We start from the raw sequence: 17,451 nt of genomic DNA, 5'->3' as shown, positions 1-17,451 counted from the left end.
GGCGGCGCCGGACGCGGCGTGATCCGGACGAACGCCCCTACCGGGCGCCCCGCTCCTCCACCGTGATCCGGAAGACCGGGTGGTCGGGGCAGGCCGCCAGCAGTTCCGCGTCGGTCGACGTGGCGGTGACGCCCTGGAAGTACTGGTTCACTTCCCAGCCCCAGCGCTTCAGGTAGGCGCGGACGACGCGCACCTTCTGCGCGTCGTCCGCGATCTCCACCGCGGTGAAGGTCCGCGTCCGGCGCCCGACCCGCAGCTCACCACCGCCCGCCGCCCGCATGTTGCGCACCCACTGGGAGTGTCCGCGGGCCGAGACCAGGTACTGCTCGCCGTCGTGGACGTGCGGATTCACCGGCACGCGCTGCATCTTGCCGCTCTTGCGCCCCCGTACGGACATCTCCGCCGAGCCCATGAGGCTGAAGCCGTGGCGGGCGAGCCACCCGACCGCGTTGTTGAAACGGGTGCTGATCGCACCGGCTCTGAAGTAGTACGGCTGTGCCTGCGACATGGTGTCCCCGGTTCCTGAGCGCGGAAAGTCCCTGAGCGCGAAGTGGTCCGTCTTCGCAGGGCTTCTTCGAGAGCGGTGCTCTCTGTTGAGATCAGTGTGCTCCAGCGGGGACGGCTTGGCAAGAGCACCGCTCTCGTTTCTGTTCGCTGATCCGCCAGCGTGGCAGAATGTGCACCATGAGTGCCATCAGAGGAGCCCGGGAACGCGCCCGCACCGAGATCACCGCCGCCATCAAGGACGAGGCGAGGGCGCAGCTCGCGGCGGAGGGCGCTGCCAGGCTCTCCCTGCGCGCCGTCGCCCGCGAGCTGGGCATGGTCTCCTCGGCCCTCTACCGCTACTTCCCCAGCCGCGACGAGCTGCTGACGGCACTGATCATCGACGCCTACGACGCCATCGGTGAAGCCGCCGAGAAGGCGGGCCGCGACGCCACCGCCTCCCCGGACGGCTCGCCCCCCACCGCCTGGACGGCCGTCGCCTGCGCCGTACGGGAATGGGCCCTCGCCCACCCGCACGAGTACGCCCTGATCCACGGCTCGCCCGTACCCGGCTACGTGGCACCCCAGGACACCGTCGGCCCGGCCTCCCGGGTCGGCATGGTCCTCATCGGCCTGATCCGCGAGGCCCACCGGGGCGAGGGGGTCACCGCACCGCCGCTCTCCGTGGCGCTGCGCCCCGAAGCGGCCCGGATGGCGGCCGAACTCGCCCCGGACCTCCCGCCGGCCAACGTCGCCGCGCTCGTCATCGCCTGGGCCCAGCTCTTCGGGCTCGTCTCCTTCGAGCTCTTCGGCCAGTTCACCGGGGTGGTGGAGGACCGGGAGGCGCTGTTCCGTCAGGCGGCCGACGGACTCGCGCGCTCGGTCGGCCTCACGGTCCCCGGAGAGCTCTCCGAAGGGTGAGCGCCCGGCCGGATCACCCGCGGGGAGGAGCGGGAAGCTCGCCGGATCCGCGGGGCACGAGACGGGTCTCGACCATCACGGTGCGCCCCCGGGAGCGGTCCCCGTCGAGGCGTTCGATGGCGAGGGCCCCCGCCAACTCGCCCATGGCCGCCGGGTTCTGGGCGACGACCGTGAGCCCGGGATCGAGGATGGCGGCCATGGGCACGTCGTCGAAGGCGACGACCGCGACGTCCTTGCGGAGGCTGCGCGACACCTCGGTCAGCACGCCGATCGTCATGACGTTGTTGCCCGACAGCAGCGCGGTCGGCGGGTCGGGAAGGGCGAGCAGCCGGGCCGTCGCCGCGGCCGCCCCCTCCGGGTCGTGGGCGTCGGCCACCAGCGCCCGGTCGTGGGGCAGACCCGCCTCGGCGAGCGCCGCGCGGTATCCGGCTATTCGTTCGCGGCGGGTGTACAGGCGGGCCGGCAGATCGCCGATGAAGCCGATCCGGCGGTGGCCCCGGGCGATCAGGTGGGCGACGCCCTCCCGCGTACCGGAGCGGTTGGAGCTGACCACCGTATCGGCGGTGAGGCCGCTGCCGGGCCGGTCGAGGAAGACGACGGGCATCCCGGCCGCCCGGTGCGTCTTGAGGTGGGAGTGGTCGGCTCCCACCGCCGGCGCGACCATGAGGACGCTGACCCTGCGGGCCAGGAACGTACGGATCAGGGCGTGTTCGCGCTCCGGGTCGTCGTCGGACGAACCCATCAGGAGCGTCAGCCCGCGGCCACGCACGGCCTCCTCGATGCCCCCCGCGACCGCGCCGAAGAACGGGTTGCCGAGGTCCGGCACGACCAGCCCGACGGTGGTGTCGGGGCCGCCCACCCGGATGCTCCTGGCCATCAGGTTGGGCTGGAAGCCGAGCATCGCCACGGCGGCCAGGACGCGCTTCCTGGTCTCCGGGGAGCTGGGGCCGTCCTCGTTGAGGACCCGGGAGACCGTTTTGGCACTGACGCCGACCTCACGGGCGACGTCCGCGAGGGTCGGTCTGCGGGACGACGATGCCATGGACCACCTTTTTCTGGAGGGCGTCCCCTCGGACGCCGGGGACGGCGGGTCAGCTCCCCCGCACTCCGGCTGCCGAGGCGGCGTCACTGTCCGCCACGACCGTACCCCCGTCCGGACGCACGCCGAGCGCGCCGGTCATGATGGCCACGACTTCCGCCATGGAGTAGTCCGAAGGCCTGATCACGGCCTCGCGCCGGCCGAGCCGGTGGACGTGCACCCGGTCGGCGATCTCGAAGACGTGCGGCATGTTGTGGCTGATGAGGATCACCGGCACCCCCTTGTCGCGGACCCGGCGGATCAGATCGAGCACCTGCCCCGACTCCTTCACCCCCAGCGCGGCCGTCGGCTCGTCCATCACCACGACACTGCGGGCCCAGGCGGCGGCCCGGGCGACGGCCACGGCCTGCCGCTGACCTCCTGAGAGCGTCTCCACGGGCTGGGACAGCGAGCCGATCTTGACCTTGAGTTCGGCGAGGTGCGCGGCCGCCTCCCGGCGCATCGCCTTCTTGTCGAGCATGCGGAGCACCGAACCGAGCGCGCCCGGACGACGGATCTCCCGGCCGAGGAACATGTTGGAGGCGATGTCCATGGACGCGGCGACGGCGAGATCCTGATACACCGTCTCGATGCCGCGCGCCCGCGCGTCCTGCGGTCCGGCGAACCTGATCGGCTCTCCGTGGAGCCGGATCTCCCCGGCGTCGGGCACCAGGGCGCCGGTGAGCGCCTTGATCAGGCTCGTCTTGCCGGCGCCGTTGTCACCGATGACGGCCAGTACCTCACCGGGCATGAGCTCGAAGTCGGCCTCGTCGATGGCGGTCACGTGCCCGTAGCGCTTGACCAGCCCGCGTGCGCTGAGCACGGGAGTGGGGCCGCCGTCCGGTGCGGGCGCGGCAGGCCGCGAGCCGGCGTCCGCCTTGTGCGCCGCCGGGTCTTGGGGCGAGTCCGGGTGGGTCATCGGTTCCCCTTGCGCGAGAGCTGGTCGACGGTGACCGCGAGGATCACCAGCACACCGGTGACCAGGGTCTGGTAGACGGACGAGACGCCCATCAGCTGGAGGCCGTTGCGGAACACACCGACGATGAGGACGCCGACCAGAGTGCCGAGCACCGTGCCCCGGCCGCCGAACAGGCTCGTCCCGCCGAGCACGACCGCGGTGATGCTGTCGAGGTTGTCGGTCTGGCCCGCCTGCGGATCGCCGACACCGGTACGGGACACCAGCAGCAGGGCCGCGATCCCGTAGACCAGACCGGCGATCGTGTAGACGCCCACGGTGAGCCGGGACACGCGGATGCCGCTGAGCCGGGCGCTCTCGGCGCTGTTGCCGAGGGCGTAGAGGTGCCTTCCCCAGGCGGTACTGCTCAGCGCGTAGGCGAAACCGAGGAAGAGCGCGATGGTGACCAGCGAACCGTAGGTGACGTCCGTCCGGCCGAGCGGAAAGGTCCGGCCCAGTACGGTGAGCGGTCCGGGAAGATCGGTGACCGTCTGCTCCTCGGAGTAGATGTGGGTCAGGGCGAAGGCGACATTGAGCATCCCCAGCGTCACGATGAACGGCGGCAGCGGCACGACGCGCACCAGCACCCCGTTGAGCAGGCCGAACCCCGCACAGGCCAGGATTCCGAGGGCGATGGCGAGCAGCGGCGGCAGCGGCCCGCTCACGGCGAGTTTGGCGATGAGGATGCCGCCGAACGCCATCACGGCGCCGCAGGAGAGGTCGATCCCGGCGGTGAGGATGATCAGCGTCTGCCCGATGGCGAGGATGCCGACCACCATGACCTGTTGAAGGATCAGCGAGAAGTTGCCGCCGGACAGGAACTGGTCGGTGGCCGTGGAGAAGAACACCGACGCGAGGACGAGGGCCGCGAGGGGCCCCGCGGCCGGTGAGGTGAGGAGCCGGCGCAGTGCGGCCGGCCCGTCGGCACGGACGGCGAGCGGAGTGGACGTGGTCACCGCGGCTCAGCCCCAGCAGTTCTCGAGGCCGAAACCGGTGTCCTCGGACTCGGCGCCGGACTGCGGCTCGTCGGTGATGAGCTGGACACCGGTGTCGGTGTAACCGGCGGCCTTCTTGCCGGTCTTGGCGTACTCGGCGATCGCCTTCACGCCGTCGGCGGCCATTTTCAGGGGGTACTGCTGGGAAGTGGCCGCGATCTTGCCGTCCTTGACCGCCCGCACTCCGGTGCAGCCGCCGTCGATCGCGACGATCATGACGTCGTTCTCGCGGCCCTTGGCCTTGACGGCGGTGTACGCGCCGAGCGCGGCCGGTTCGTTGATCGCGTACACCAGATTGATGTCGGGCGCCTTCTGCAGGCACGTCTCCATGGCGGTCTGGCCCTTGGCCTGGTCGCCGCCGGTGTCCTGGGAGCACACGATCGAAGGGTCGGCGGCGTCGATGCCGAAGCCCTTGACGAATCCGTCGTGCCGCTGGACGCCGACCGACACACCGGGGGCCAGGTCCATCGTGGCGATCTTCACCGGCTTGCCGCCCATCGCGGCCTTGGCGTAGGCGCCGATCAGCTCACCGGCCTTCACGTTGTCGGTGGCGAACAGCGCGTCGACGGAGGACTGCGGCTCGGGCGGCGTGTCCAGGGCGATGACGAGCACCCCCTTGGCCCGGGCCTTCGCGATCGCGGGGACGATGGCCTTGGAGTCGTTCGGGGTGATCAGCACTCCCTTGACCCCGGAGGCGACCATGTTCTCCAGCGCGGTGATCTGCCCCGCGTTGTCCCCGTCGAACTTCCCTGCAGCGGTGCTCAGTTCGGCGTTCGCGCTCGTGGCCGCCTGCTCGGCGCCCTGCTTCATCTTCACGAAGTACGGGTTCGTGTCCGTCTTCGTGATCAGCCCGACCTTCACCTTTCCCCCCGACGAGGAACCGCCGGCGGATCCGGTCCCGGAACCGGATCCGCACGCGGCCAGGGACAGGGCGAGGCCGACGGCGCCGATGGCGAGGGCCGGTTGGGCTCTACGGAACATGGTGAGACTCCTGGGGAGGCGGTGGGCGTCGGCAGCCGAGTGGTGCCGGGAGACGCTCTCGTCGCGGTGTCATCGTTGACACATGTCATCGTTGACACCGCATGCGGAGGATGATGGACTCCCGGTCCGGCAACGTCAATGCCTTGCGCCGAAAAGCGAGTTGGCCGAACAGAAGGCCGATCCACGGCGCCGCGCCCCCGGACCCCGGCGGGGGATCGCGCGGCGGACGCCGTCGCGCGACCCCCGATTCCCCGTCCCACCTGGAGGTTCACCCCATGCAGACACCGCGTCAGGTCACCGTGCTGGGAGAGTGTGTCGCCGACCTCTTCGCCGACCCCCGAACCGCCCTCCCGCACACCGGCACGCCGAGCCCCGCGTCGCATCAGCAGGGCATGACCCTGCGCGTCCTGCCGGGCGGCGGTCCCGCCAACACCGCCGTGGGGCTGGCCCGTCTCGGCACACCGACCCGGTTGATGGCCCGGCTGTCCGGCGATGTCTTCGGCCGGCTGTTCCGGGCCCGCCTGCTGGAGTCGGGGGTCGATCTGTCGGGCGCGCAGGCCGCCGCCGAGCCGAGCACACTGGCGGTCGCCGACATCGACGCGGGCGGGGCGGCCGCATACTCCTTCCACGCCGAGGGCACCGCGGACTGGCAGTGGACGCGCGCGGAGCTGGCCGCCGGTGATCCGCGCGACTCGGCCTGTGTGCACACCGGTTCGCTCGCGCTGGTACGTGAACCCGGCGGCCTCCTGGTGGAGGAGCTGCTCGCCGGAGCGCGACCCCACACCACGGTGAGCATCGACCCCAACGTCCGGCCGGCACTGGTCGATCCGCAGGTGTACCGCGACCGGATCCCCGGCTGGTGCGCGGTGGCGGACATCCTGCGGCTGAGCCAGGACGACCTCGACGCGGTCGCCCCGGACGTCACGGTCGAAGCGGCCTGCGACGGCTTCCACGCGGCGGGCGCCCGGCTGGTGGTGGTCACCCTCGGCGCGCGCGGAGCCTTCGCCTCGCTCGAAGGCCGGCGGGTCTCCGTACCCGGTGTGCCCACCCGGGTGGTCGACACGGTCGGCGCCGGGGACGCCTTCACCGCGGGGCTTCTGCACCACCTCGGGGAGCGCGGCCTGCTGGGCGGCCGGCTCGAACGGCTGACCCCGGAAGGGCTCGCGGCGGCCTGTGCGTACGCGGTCCGGGTGGCGGCCCTGACCTGCGCCGCCGCCGGTCCCAACCCGCCGTGGGCCCACCAGATGGAACCGGAGCCCGGCGCCACGCGGGCCGGGAGCCTCTCATGACGGGCCGGAACGAATCCTGTTCGGAGCGTTGACGGGCTCCCGGCCGGGGCCCATCATCTGTCATCGACCGGGTGTCATCGATGACAGATGTCAACGATGACACCCATGCGCCTCCCTGCAGAGAGAGAGTGGGTTCACATGCGCCGAAGAGTCGGGGCGCTGTTCGTCGCGCTGTTGACGAGCCTGGCCGCCGGCCTGGTCGTGTTGGTTCCGAGCGCCCCTGCGGCCGCCGGGACCACCGGGGACTATCCCGAGTTCCCGTATCCGACGACGACGTACAGCGAGCCGCTGCGCGGCCAGTTCCACTTCAGCTCGCAGTCGGGCTGGATGAACGACCCGAACGGACTGGTGTACGCGAACGGGGTCTACCACTTCTTCTACCAGCACAACCCGCACGGTCTGGCCTGGGACACCATGCACTGGGGGCACGCCACCAGCCCCGACCTGGTGCACTGGACCCAGAAGCCGATCGCGCTGGAGCCCGACGTGCACCCCGGCACGCTCTTCTCCGGTGGCGGGGTCGTCGACAAGGACAACACCTCGGGGCTGAAGACCGGAGCCCTCGATCCGATCGTGGTGTTCTCCAACACCGACGGCGTCAGCGTGTTCTACAGCAACGACAACGGCCAGACCTTCCAGGCGTACGACAAGGGCCGCAAGCAGATCCGGATACCCGACGAGAGCCGCGACCCCAAGGTCTTCTGGGACGCGGCCCGCCACCGCTGGGCGATGGTCGTCTGGTCGAACGAGGGCGGCAACGGGGTGAGCATCTACACCTCGCCGAACCTGCTGAAGTGGACCTTCGCCAGCCGCTTCAAGGCTCCCTGGCTCTTCGAATGCCCCGACATGTACCCGCTGGCCCTCGACGGCAAGTCCGACGGGCAGCGCTGGGTGCTGACCTCGGCCTCCAGCCAGTACGTCGTCGGATCCTTCGACGGCACGACGTTCAGCACCGACTGGACCGGCCCTCAGCAGATGGACCTGGGTACGACGTACGCCGGCGGCAGCTTCTACGCCGCGCAGACCTTCACCGGCACACCGGACGGCCGCACGGTGCAGATGGCCTGGCAGGGCGGCAACCGCGGCAGCACCTGGACCGGCAACGCGACCTTCCCGGTGTCACTCGCCCTGGTCAGCACGGCGGACGGGCCCCGGATCACCCGTACCCCGGTCGCCGAACTCGCCTCGCTGGCCTCCGAGACCAGGAGCTGGAAGAACGAGACGGTCGACGCGGGCAAGACCGGCAACCTCTTCGGGGACGTCAAGGCCGACACCTACGAGATCACCGCGCAGTTCGACGTGAAGGGGGCGAGCGCGGACCGGTTCGGCTTCGACCTGCACGCCCGGGCCGACGGCACCGCCGACCGCAGCGTGGTCTACGACACCAAGGCGCAGACCCTCCAGGGCAAGCCGCTCAAGCCGGTGAACGGCAAGGTCACCATGCGACTCCTCGTGGACCGGGGCCAGTTGGAGACGTTCGCCGACGGCGGACGGTACTCCCTGTCCGACAACGCCGACTTCGACTCCGCGGCCGACAGCCAGGGCATCCGGCTCTTCGCCGCCGGCGGCAAGGTGAAACTGGACAGCGCGACCTTCACCCGCCTCAACACCAGCTGGGGCACGGACCAGTCGACCCTTCTCAGCAACCTGAAGGGTCCCTGGCACGCGGCCGGCGGCGCCTGGAGCGACGCCGGCGCGGGCAAGCGCGCCACCACCAGTGGTGACGGCTTCTACCTGAGCGCGCAGAGCGGCGGCGACGCGGTCTACCAGGGCGACATCTCGCTGGACACCGCACACGCCGGTGGCCTGACCTTCCGCGCGAACGCAGCGGGCGCCGGCTACACGGCGACCCTCGACACCAGCGGCGTGGTCAAACTCTGGCGCCCCGGCAAGGACATCGCCGTCCACACGGCACCGATCTCCGCCGGCCGCACCTACCACCTGAAGGTGCGGACCGACGGCTCCCGCATCCGGGTATGGCTCGACAACGCCACCGACCCCGTCATCGACGCCACCGACACCACGTACACCAGCGGCCTGTTCGGCGTGAACGTGTACAACGGCACGGCGACGGTGCAGAACCTGAACACCGGCACGGCGGGCTTCTCCAGCTTCCCGGCGGGAAGCTGGACACCGCACGGCGGCAACTGGACGGTCACCCTCGCCGGACTGAGAGGGGCCTCCGTACAGAACGGCTTCTACCTCAGCGACCGCGCCGGCACCGACTTCACCTACGAGGGAGACCTGTCCGTCACCAACGGCACCGCCACCGGCCTGACGTTCCGCGCGAACGCCGGCGGCGCCGGCTACACGGCGAACATCGACACCAGCGGCGTGGTCAAACTCTGGCGCCCCGGCAAGGACATCGCCACCTACGCCACCCCCGTCGTCGAGGGCCGTACCTACCACCTCAAGGTGCGGACGGACGGCACCCGTATCCGGGTCTGGTTCGGTGGTGGTGCCGATCCCGTCATCGACGCGACCGACGACGCCTACCCTAGCGGGCTGTTCGGCGTGAACGGTTTCGCGGCGAACACCGTCGCGCAGAACCTGACCGTCGGCTGACCGGTCGGGGCCTTCCCGGAGCAGGCGTCCGGTCCGGACGCCGGGAAGGCCCCACGCCCGCCTCACCAGGTGATGGCGGACTTCTCCGTCCAGAGCCGCGCCAGGGTCTCGTCGCCGTCGAGAGCGACCGAGGAGAGCGGCAGGCGGTTCCACAGGGCCAGATAGAGGGACTCCGCGCTGCCGCTCACCACACAGTCGGCGCCGGCCCCGCAGCCGTCGTCGCGTACCGCCCGCGGCGGTTCGGCCGAGAGGCGGACCGTCCAGGCGGCGCCCGCGTCGACCGCGTGCACCCGCAGAACGCGCGGGTCGTCGGTGCGTACCCGGCTCTTGGCGCGGGCGTGGAAACCGGTCAGCAGCTCGTCGATACCGTCGAGCGCGCGGGCCGTGCCCACCGGTGAGTACGGAGCTCCGAGCGCCGATTCGGCGTCCACCCGATGGACCGTCGTCTCGTGCAACTGACGGCGGGCCCAGAACGCCGACCCCGAGGCCGCCGGCATGAACGTCCAGCAGGCGAGGTCGCGGGGAGCGGCCTTGAGCGCCGCCACCAGGCCGCGGTGCCCGTCGGCGAACCAGTCCAGCAACTCCCTTTTGTCCAGGTCGGGTTCGCCCGCGTCATCGACGTACTCGGTGTGGCCTTCGGCGACGAACGCCGTCGCCCACCGGTGCACCATGCCGGTGTGGCGCAGCAGGTCGCGCACCCGCCAGCCCGGGCAGGTCGGCACGGGGGCGTCCGTCCCCGCCCGCTCCGCCGCCGCGACGAGCAACCGGCCTTCGTCGCCGAGCTGTGTGATCTGTTCGGACATGTCCATGGCGCAGATTCTGGCAGGGCCGGGGGCGAGGACGGCGGCCTTCTCGCCTGGTGGAATCGAGGGGACTCCGCGCGGGATGCGGCACCGGGCCGCGGAGGAATTCCTCCGCGGCCCGGTGCCGCGATGCGGTACTGCGGCCCGGTACAGCGAGGCGTAGCACGGCGCGGTAGCGCGACCGGACCCTCAGGCGGCGTCCGGCGACGCGGTGCGGGAGACGTACCCGAGCACGGCAGCCGCGGCGGCGAGCAGGGCCACGGTGGTCAGGGCCATCGGCAGCGAGAACCAGTCGGCGAGGAAACCGATGACGGGCGGCCCCATCAGCATGCCGCCGTAGCCGAGGGTGGAGGCGGCGGCCACCCCGCCGGGGCCCGCCAGCGCGCCGGCCCTGCCGACCGCGACCGGGAAGATGTTGGCCAGTCCGAGCCCTGCCACGGCGAAGCCGGCGAGCGTCAGGGGGACCGTGGGGGCGAGCGAGCCCAGCAGCATGCCCACCGCCGCGGCGCCGCCGCCGAACACCAGTGTCCGGGTCTGGCCGAAACGTTCCAGCAGAGCGGTACCGGTGAGGCGGCCGACTCCCATCGCCAGGGCGAACAGTGAGTAGCCGGCGGCCGCGGTGCCCGGCGTCGCGTGCAGATCCTGGGCGAGGTGCAGCGCACTCCACTCCGCGAGCGCGCCCTCGCCGTACGCGGTGCAGAGCGCGATCACGCCGAACAGGGCGACCACGCGGCGGACGGCCGGGCTCATGCGGGGGGACGCGGCTCGGGAGTCCGGCGCGGTGGAGGCGGAGGGCGCGGTGGGGGCGGAGGGCGCGGTGGAAGGGGACGCCGTGCCCGGGGTGTTCCGGAGCATGACCGGCCCGGCGACCACGGTGAACAGCAGGCCGGTCGCGGCGAGCAGGGTCAGGTGGGTGACGGGGGAGAGGTGGCCGGCGGCGACTCCGCCGATCCCCGCACCGGCCATGCCGCCGAAGCTGAACGCGGCGTGGAAGCTGGGCAGTACGGGCCGACGGATGGCGGCGACGAGGTCCACCGCCGCGCTGTTCATCGCGACGTTCATCCCGCCGTAGGCGGCGCCGAAGACCAGCAGCAGCAGTCCGAGCGTCAGCGCCGAACCGGCGTGCGCGGGCAGGGCGATGCTCAGGGAGAGCAGGATGCCGCACCCGACGGCGACCCGGTCGCTGCCGAAGCGGTGGCAGAGTCGGCCGGTGAGGACCATCGTGATCACCGCGCCCGCCGAGACCCCGAGCAGGGCGAGCCCGAGCGAGGAGGCGGAGGCGCCGATGTGGTGCTTGATGGCCGGGATGCGGACGACCCAGCCTGCGAAGAGGAAGCCGTCAAGGGCGAAGAACGCGGTCAGCGCGGTGCGGAGCCGGACCGCGGAGGGTGGGGCGGTGTCTCCGCCAGGCCCCCCCGTTCGGACCGTCCGCAGTTTGTTTAGGTGCGGCACAAATTCAGCATAGGGGCGCGCCGGGGACGGGCACAAGACGCGTGCGAACGTGACTCGCAGCACGTCGTGACCTGGTGCCGAAGCGTCAGAGGCACCTCCGGATCGTGGGAGACTCGCCCCCATGAACGGCAAGGTGTCCACCACGCGGACAAAGCTGGAGAGGGGCCGCAGCGCGCTCGGGCCGGCCCTGGAACTGGTGCACACGGGGCGCGCGCCCACCCGTGCCGTGCTCACCTCGGAACTGGGTGTCACCCGCGCCACCGCGGGCGCGGTCGCGGCCGAGCTGGAGGCGCTGGGACTCATCAGGGTCGATTCCAGCCCCGGTTCGGCCGCCGGCTCGCAGGGCCGCCCCTCGCACCGGCTGTCGGTGAGCGAGACCGGGCCCGTCGTACTCGCCGCCCAGGTGCACACCGACGGATTCCGTGCCGCGCTGGTCGGCCTCGGGGGCCGGATCGTCGCCACCGCACCCGGCTGCGGCACCGTCATGGCCGACCCCGCCCAGGTACTCGGCGAGGTGGTGGAGGCGGGCGCGCAGTTGCTGCGCGGCAGTGGGCTGCGCTGCGTGGGCGCCGGGCTCGCCGTCCCCTCGGCCGTGGCCGAACCGGAGGGAACGGCCCTGAACCCGATGCACATCGCATGGCCCGCCGGCGCTCCGGTACGCGAGATCTTCCGCACCTGCGTGCGTGAAGCGGGCATCGAGGGAGCGGTGTTCACCGGAAACGACGTCAACCTCGCGGCGCTGGCCGAACATCGGCACGGCTCCGGACGTGGCGCCCAGCACCTGCTCTGCGTGGCCACCGGCCACCGGGGCGTCGGCGGCGCGCTGGTCCTCGACGGCCGCCTGCACAGCGGGAGTTCAGGGCTCGCACTCGAGGTGGGTCACCTCACGGTGAACCCCGAGGGCCGTGCGTGCCACTGCGGGGGCCGCGGCTGCCTGGACGTCGAGGCGGACCCGCTCGCCTTCCTCCTCGCGGCGGGCCGGACGCCCGGCCCGGAGGAGTCGCTGCTCAAGCAGGCCGGCGATCTGCTGCGTACGGAGTACGGGGAAGGGGGCGTACGCCGCGCCGCCGAGGCCCTCATCGACAGGCTGGGGCTGGGGCTCGCGGGGCTCGTCAACATCCTCAACCCCGACCGGGTCATCCTCGGCGGCCTGCACCGGGATCTGCTCCAGGCCGACCCCGAGCGGCTGCGGGCCGTCGTCGCCGACCGCAGCCTGTGGGGGCGCAGCGGCAGTGTGCCGATCCTGCCGTGCACGCTGGCGCACGACAGCCTGGTGGGCGCGGCCGAACTGGCCTGGCAGCCGGTGCTCGACGACCCGCTGACCGTCCTCGCCTGACCCGTGAGCCGAAGATCCCTCCCGCGTCACGCGGGGCGGCCGGTGCCCGGAGAGCCAAGCGCGGTTCTCGGACACCGGTCGCGGGGTCAAATGCCTTGCAACCAAACGTTGTTGAGTGTGCGTCAGCCGAGGGCGGCCGATCGGCTGGGGAACTGCGCAGAGGCCTCCACCGCCCCCGCGTACCGCCCCCCGAACGGGCCGTCGGTCATCGATCCGTAGACCGCGAGCGGTGGCAGCGCCCTCGTCGGGATGGACGGAGTGGGCAAGGTGAACCAGACGACCTTGCCCGCCCCGTCGCCGGGGCGGACACCCCAGCTCTCGCTGACGGCGGCGATGAGGGCCAGTCCGCGCCCGGACGTGGCGAAGGTGTCCGCCACGTTCACGGAGGGCAAGCGTGGATCGTGGTCGTGGACGGAGACCGTCAGGCGGTCGAGCAGCAGCTCGATGTCGACGGTGCACGACTTGTCCGGTTCCGCATGGCGGTGGACATTGGTGAGAAGCTCGGTGACGCCCAGGGCCGCATGGTCGATCAGAAGATCGAGATGCCAGTAGCGCAGTTGCGCCGAGATGATTCTGCGGACCTGACCGATCCGCGACGGCAGTGCCTGGAGCTCCACCGTGCAGTGCCTGCTTGGCTCGCTGATCACGGCTGCGACTCCCCGAAAGAGGTCCGGAAGAAGACGGAGGAACGGATCCAGCATGTGGCTGGCTGATGTTTCTGGTCTGCTGTGGTCCGTCGCGGCGGTCCGGCACCTTCAGTCGCAGGGTGACCTTCGTTGAACCGTCCGTGACGTAAGTTCAGCGTCGCTCAGGGCGACCCGCTCCGCAACTCGCGGCCGAGGGCCGCGCTCATGGGCCGAGGAGAGGCCCGAGGAGAGCTGGGAGAGCTGCCGGACGCGTTCACCGGCGGAATCCGTCCGGAGACGCTGCGAGGTCGCCGGACAGCCGGCCTGCGGATGAGCGCGGGAGACGGGCGAGCCCCGGAACGCCGATGCGGCGGTGTCCCGCGCCTGTGTCGGAGTGGCTGCACGCGGCCGGGTCAGCGGTGACGGCAGCCCGCGCTGCGCAGCACCTCCAGGAAGTGATGTATCGGGGCCGTCCCGTCCGGCCGTCGGCCGCGTTGCCCCATGGTGAGCCGGTAACGCACACCGTTGACCCGGGCGACGGCCGAGTCCGTCTGGGAGAACCACCACTTCCACGCGCTGACCGCCCCCACCGGGGCGCTGTCGATCTCCCGGCCGTTGCTCGTGAGAAGAGCGACCCGGCCGTCCTTGACGATCACCTGCCCGGCCCGGGTGAGCGAGCGAGCCCATCGTTCGATCCGTACCCCTCGTGCGCTGAACTCCACGTCGTCCACCGCTCGGTCGCCCCCCTTCGCACATCGACTCCTGGAAGGAAGTCTTCCCGTCCCGGCACCCCTTCACGTGCGCGTGTCGGACTGAATCGCGTGTACGCAAGGTGACGCCGGGCGACGTGTGTCGCCCAGGACTGCCTCGTACTCCGGGCTCCGTACCCAAGCGATTCCTGGGGGAACTCCAAGTCCCTGTTTGCGCAGGTGGGGGGAATATCGTGGGAGGAAGGCACCACAGGTTCCACAGGCTCCACCAGGAGGATCAGCGATGGGCATCAGCGAGCACGGACGCGACGAAGGGCCCGTCGCGACGATCGACGTCGACCGCAGTGACTCCGCGTACCGGTCGTGGCTCAAAGAGGCCGTGCGCAAGGTGCAGGCCGACGCCAACCGGTCCGCCGACACCCACCTGTTGCGCTTCCCGCTGCCCGAGGAGTGGGGCATCGACCTGTATCTCAAGGACGAGTCCACCCACCCGACCGGCAGCCTCAAGCACCGCCTCGCCAGGTCGCTCTTCCTCTACGGGCTCTGCAACGGCTGGATCCGCCCGGGGAAACCGGTCATCGAGGCGTCCAGCGGTTCGACGGCCGTCTCCGAGGCGTACTTCGCCAAGCTGATCGGGGTGCCCTTCGTCGCGGTGATGCCCCGCACGACCAGCCCCGAGAAGTGCCGACTGATCGAATTCCACGGTGGCCGCTGCCACTTCGTCGACGACCCCCGGGCGATGTACGAGGAGTCGGCCGCGCTCGCCAGGGAGACCGGCGGCCACTACATGGACCAGTTCACCTACGCGGAACGGGCCACAGACTGGCGCGGCAACAACAACATCGCCGAGTCGATCTACCAGCAACTCCGGCTGGAGCGCTACCCGGACCCCGCGTGGATCGTCGCCACGGCGGGTACCGGCGGCACCTCGGCGACCATCGCCCGGTACGTCCACTACATGCAGCACGACACCCGCATCTGCGTCCCCGACCCCGAGAACTCCTGCTTCTTCGACGGCTGGACGCGGCACGACCCGCTGGCGAGCAGCGACTGCGGCTCACGCATCGAGGGCATCGGCCGGCCCCGGATGGAGCCGAGCTTCGTCCCCGGGGCCATCGACCGGATGATGAAGGTGCCGGACGCGGCGAGTATCGCGGCGGTACGCGCCCTGGAGCGGGTGATGGGCCGACGCGCGGGCGGCTCCACCGGCACCGGGCTCTGGAGCGCTTTCAAGATCATCGCCGAGATGGTGGAGCGCGGCGAGCAGGGCAGCGTCGTCACGCTGATCTGCGACTCCGGCGACCGCTACCTGGACAAGTACTACTCCGACGCCTGGCTGAGCCGGCAGGGACTCGACATCGCCCCCTACGCCGCCGCGCTCGACACCTTCCTGCGTACCGGAGGCTGGCCCGCCTGACGCCTGACGCCTGACGCCTGACGCCTGACGCCTGACGCCTGACGCCTGACGCCTGACGCCTGACGCCTGACGCCTGACGCCTGACGCCTGACGCCTGACGCCTGACGCCTGGAGGCGGTGGCGGCCGGTCGCCCCCCGGCCCCGCCGCGACGCTGCTACACCCCTCGCGGCGCGCGGGCCGGGGCTTCGAGGAGGCCGTCGAGCACTCGCCCGAACATCCGCCGTCCCGCCGCCGTGAGCAGGGGATCGATCCAGCGGCCCGGAAGGAACAGCCGCACGTCCTCCACCCACACCACGTGCGATCCGGTCTGGGTCGGTACCACGTCGATCGACGCCCGCCCCCGGACCGTCCGCCCGCGCTTCTCCAGACGGCAGAGCCCCGCACGGCCCGCCTCGGGCGGCGTCCAGCGGACCACTTCCATGGGGTCGTCGAAGGTGAGCGGCCCCACTCCGGTCCGCGCGACGAACACCGTGCCGACGCCGGTCCGCGTGCCGGCCGGGACGAGGACCGAGGTGAGCGGCACATGCGCACCGTGCCGTTCCCAGTCGGTCACCCGGCGCCAGGCCTCGGTGGGGGGAAGGGACGTGAATCGTTCGATCCGGAAGACGGCCACCATCCGATCCTAAGGAGGTGGGCCGCCGGATGCGACGCGTAACGGAATCTCCCGCGACGAGCCGCGACCCCGTTCGTACACCCGTCCGATCCGGGGTCCCGGCCGTGTGAGCGGGTCCGGATCTCAGGCGGGGGCCGGCCCCTCGTCGGGTTCCGGCGCACCGGCCCGGCCCGCGACCAGCAGGCCGCCCGGCAGCAGTTCCTCGATCTCCGCCCGCGCCTGCGCCGGCAGCCCCGCGTCCGTCACGAAGGTGTCCACCTCGTCGAGCGTCGCGAAGGAACTCAACCCGACCGTCCCCCACTTGGTGTGGTCGGCCACCACCACGACCCGGCGTGCGGCCGACACGAACTGCCGGTTCGTCTCCGCCTCCGCCAGATTCGGCGTGGAGAGCCCCGCCTCCTCGGAGATGCCATGCACCCCGAGGAAGAGCACGTCGAAGTGGAGCGAGCCGATGGCGCGGTCCGCCACCGGCCCCACGAGCGAGTCGGAGGGGGTCCGAACCCCGCCCGTCAGCACCACCGTGGCCGCGCCCGCATGGGTCGCGCCGGAGGAGGACGGGCGGTGGGCGTCGTGGAACACGTCGGCCACCCGCACCGAGTTGGTCACCACGGTCAGGTCCGGTACGTCCACCAGCCGCCGCGCCAGCGCGTAGGTCGTCGTGCCCCCGGAGAGCGCGATGGCGCTGCCCGGCGCGGCCATCGCCGCCGCGGCCCGCGCGATGTCCTCCTTGGCGCCCGGCTCCAGGGCCGATTTCGCCTCAAAACCGGGCTCGTGGGTGCTCGTCCCGACCACCGGCACCGCACCGCCGTGCACCTTCTCGATGACGCCCTGGCGGGCCAGCGCGTCGAGATCCCGCCGGATCGTCATGTCGGACACGTTGAGGCGGCGGGTCAGCTCGTTGACACGGACCCCGCCGCGCTTGCGGACCTCGTCGAGGATCAGGGCACGCCGCTGCTCCGCGAGCAGATTCTGATTCTCGCTCAACGCGGTGTCCGTCCTCTCCTGCGGCCGTACGGCTCCGCGGCACCGCGGAACGCCCGCCCGATTCTCCCACGCGCCTCACCGGTAGGTTCACCGAGGTCCGGACGTGGGGAGATTCCGTGAGAGGCCGTCACACGACGTCGATCTCGGCGATTCTGGTGGCGCGGGCGCGCCGGTCCTCTCCGAGCCGCCCGGTACCACCCCTTCCACGCCCGCCGGACGGCCGGGCAGACCGGAGAGCGAGT

Annotated in this window: 16 protein-coding genes; 5 read left to right on the top strand and 11 right to left on the bottom strand. The window is 71.5% G+C overall.

Going from position 1 to position 17,451, the window contains the following annotated elements; genetic code table 11:
• Positions 1-37: 37 nt before the first annotated feature.
• Positions 38-508: a nitroreductase family deazaflavin-dependent oxidoreductase gene (locus OG599_RS01705; protein WP_327174114.1), complete on the bottom strand. Its 471-nt coding sequence runs from the start codon at positions 506-508 to the stop codon at positions 38-40.
• Between the two features lie 176 nt (positions 509-684).
• Between OG599_RS01705 and OG599_RS01700 the strand changes: the two genes are divergently transcribed.
• Complete coding sequence (locus OG599_RS01700; RefSeq protein WP_327174113.1) at positions 685-1,404, top strand: TetR/AcrR family transcriptional regulator; 720 nt, start codon at positions 685-687, stop codon at positions 1,402-1,404.
• A 13-nt stretch (positions 1,405-1,417) separates the two neighbouring features.
• Here OG599_RS01700 and OG599_RS01695 read toward each other — a convergent pair whose 3' ends face one another.
• Genes OG599_RS01695 through OG599_RS01680 form a run of 4 tightly spaced genes read right to left on the bottom strand, consistent with a single transcriptional unit; the run spans position 1,418 to position 5,413 of the window.
• Positions 1,418-2,446 carry a LacI family DNA-binding transcriptional regulator gene (locus tag OG599_RS01695; protein ID WP_327174112.1) on the bottom strand — a complete coding sequence of 343 codons (1,029 nt, stop codon included), beginning with the start codon at positions 2,444-2,446 and terminating at the stop codon, positions 1,418-1,420.
• Positions 2,447-2,495: 49 nt separating this feature from the next.
• Positions 2,496-3,401, bottom strand: coding sequence for an ATP-binding cassette domain-containing protein (locus OG599_RS01690; RefSeq protein ID WP_327174111.1), 906 nt, complete (start codon positions 3,399-3,401; stop codon positions 2,496-2,498).
• Positions 3,398-4,393 carry an ABC transporter permease gene (locus tag OG599_RS01685; protein WP_327174110.1) on the bottom strand — a complete coding sequence of 332 codons (996 nt, stop codon included), beginning with the start codon at positions 4,391-4,393 and terminating at the stop codon, positions 3,398-3,400. Before OG599_RS01685 ends, OG599_RS01690 begins: the two co-directional genes overlap by 4 nt.
• Positions 4,394-4,399: 6 nt before the next feature.
• Positions 4,400-5,413 carry a substrate-binding domain-containing protein gene (locus OG599_RS01680; protein WP_327174109.1) on the bottom strand — a complete coding sequence of 338 codons (1,014 nt, stop codon included), beginning with the start codon at positions 5,411-5,413 and terminating at the stop codon, positions 4,400-4,402.
• Positions 5,414-5,688: 275 nt separating this feature from the next.
• On the opposite strand from OG599_RS01680, the gene OG599_RS01675 reads away from it, so the two are divergent.
• Together OG599_RS01675 and OG599_RS01670 are read left to right on the top strand one after the other, a co-directional pair.
• Positions 5,689-6,702 carry a carbohydrate kinase family protein gene (locus OG599_RS01675; protein ID WP_327174108.1) on the top strand — a complete coding sequence of 338 codons (1,014 nt, stop codon included), beginning with the start codon at positions 5,689-5,691 and terminating at the stop codon, positions 6,700-6,702.
• A 138-nt stretch (positions 6,703-6,840) separates the two neighbouring features.
• Entirely contained in the window at positions 6,841-9,267 is a 2,427-nt protein-coding gene (locus tag OG599_RS01670) for a glycoside hydrolase family 32 protein (protein ID WP_327174107.1), read from the top strand.
• A 62-nt stretch (positions 9,268-9,329) separates the two neighbouring features.
• Here the strand turns inward: OG599_RS01670 and OG599_RS01665 are convergent, their stop codons facing one another.
• Both OG599_RS01665 and OG599_RS01660 read right to left on the bottom strand, forming a co-directional pair.
• On the bottom strand, positions 9,330-10,076 hold the full coding sequence (locus tag OG599_RS01665) for a maleylpyruvate isomerase family mycothiol-dependent enzyme (RefSeq protein ID WP_327174106.1): 747 nt from the start codon (positions 10,074-10,076) through the stop codon (positions 9,330-9,332).
• A gap of 183 nt (positions 10,077-10,259) precedes the next feature.
• Positions 10,260-11,522 carry an MFS transporter gene (locus OG599_RS01660; RefSeq protein WP_327174105.1) on the bottom strand — a complete coding sequence of 421 codons (1,263 nt, stop codon included), beginning with the start codon at positions 11,520-11,522 and terminating at the stop codon, positions 10,260-10,262.
• 121 nt (positions 11,523-11,643) lie between these two features.
• Here OG599_RS01660 and OG599_RS01655 point away from each other — a divergent pair, with 121 nt between their 5' ends.
• Positions 11,644-12,858: an ROK family protein gene (locus OG599_RS01655; RefSeq protein ID WP_327174104.1), complete on the top strand. Its 1,215-nt coding sequence runs from the start codon at positions 11,644-11,646 to the stop codon at positions 12,856-12,858.
• 122 nt (positions 12,859-12,980) lie between these two features.
• On the opposite strand, the gene OG599_RS01650 is transcribed toward OG599_RS01655, so the two are convergent.
• Both OG599_RS01650 and OG599_RS01645 read right to left on the bottom strand, forming a co-directional pair.
• Entirely contained in the window at positions 12,981-13,505 is a 525-nt protein-coding gene (locus OG599_RS01650) for an ATP-binding protein (protein ID WP_327174103.1), read from the bottom strand.
• A 392-nt stretch (positions 13,506-13,897) separates the two neighbouring features.
• Positions 13,898-14,215, bottom strand: a complete 318-nt coding sequence (locus tag OG599_RS01645) for a hypothetical protein (protein ID WP_327174102.1) — start codon at positions 14,213-14,215, stop codon at positions 13,898-13,900.
• A 262-nt stretch (positions 14,216-14,477) separates the two neighbouring features.
• Here OG599_RS01645 and OG599_RS01640 point away from each other — a divergent pair, with 262 nt between their 5' ends.
• Complete coding sequence (locus OG599_RS01640) at positions 14,478-15,611, top strand: PLP-dependent cysteine synthase family protein (RefSeq protein ID WP_327174101.1); 1,134 nt, start codon at positions 14,478-14,480, stop codon at positions 15,609-15,611.
• A gap of 155 nt (positions 15,612-15,766) precedes the next feature.
• Here the strand turns inward: OG599_RS01640 and OG599_RS01635 are convergent, their stop codons facing one another.
• On the bottom strand, positions 15,767-16,225 hold the full coding sequence (locus tag OG599_RS01635; protein WP_327174100.1) for an SRPBCC family protein: 459 nt from the start codon (positions 16,223-16,225) through the stop codon (positions 15,767-15,769).
• A 123-nt stretch (positions 16,226-16,348) separates the two neighbouring features.
• A complete protein-coding gene (locus tag OG599_RS01630; RefSeq protein WP_327174099.1) occupies positions 16,349-17,209 on the bottom strand; it encodes a DeoR/GlpR family DNA-binding transcription regulator in 861 nt (286 codons plus the stop codon).
• Between the last annotated feature and the right edge of the window lie 242 nt (positions 17,210-17,451).

Source organism: Streptomyces sp. NBC_01335 (genome assembly GCF_035953295.1).
Classification (GTDB): Bacteria; Actinomycetota; Actinomycetes; order Streptomycetales; family Streptomycetaceae; genus Streptomyces.
Note: the sequence above shows the minus strand (reverse complement) of the source record. Positions and strands in the feature narration are given on the sequence as shown.

What these genes read in the sequence shown, in the direction of transcription:
- OG599_RS01705 (WP_327174114.1), bottom strand. Translation starts at nt 508, where the DNA reads ATGTCGCAGGCACAGCCGTACTACTTCAGAGCCGGTGCGATCAGCACC.
- OG599_RS01665 (WP_327174106.1), bottom strand. Translation starts at nt 10,076, where the DNA reads ATGGACATGTCCGAACAGATCACACAGCTCGGCGACGAAGGCCGGTTG.
- OG599_RS01640 (WP_327174101.1), top strand. Translation starts at nt 14,478, where the DNA reads ATGGGCATCAGCGAGCACGGACGCGACGAAGGGCCCGTCGCGACGATC.
- OG599_RS01695 (WP_327174112.1), bottom strand. Translation starts at nt 2,446, where the DNA reads ATGGCATCGTCGTCCCGCAGACCGACCCTCGCGGACGTCGCCCGTGAG.
- OG599_RS01690 (WP_327174111.1), bottom strand. Translation starts at nt 3,401, where the DNA reads ATGACCCACCCGGACTCGCCCCAAGACCCGGCGGCGCACAAGGCGGAC.
- OG599_RS01655 (WP_327174104.1), top strand. Translation starts at nt 11,644, where the DNA reads ATGAACGGCAAGGTGTCCACCACGCGGACAAAGCTGGAGAGGGGCCGC.
- OG599_RS01675 (WP_327174108.1), top strand. Translation starts at nt 5,689, where the DNA reads ATGCAGACACCGCGTCAGGTCACCGTGCTGGGAGAGTGTGTCGCCGAC.
- OG599_RS01680 (WP_327174109.1), bottom strand. Translation starts at nt 5,413, where the DNA reads ATGTTCCGTAGAGCCCAACCGGCCCTCGCCATCGGCGCCGTCGGCCTC.
- OG599_RS01700 (WP_327174113.1), top strand. Translation starts at nt 685, where the DNA reads ATGAGTGCCATCAGAGGAGCCCGGGAACGCGCCCGCACCGAGATCACC.
- OG599_RS01670 (WP_327174107.1), top strand. Translation starts at nt 6,841, where the DNA reads ATGCGCCGAAGAGTCGGGGCGCTGTTCGTCGCGCTGTTGACGAGCCTG.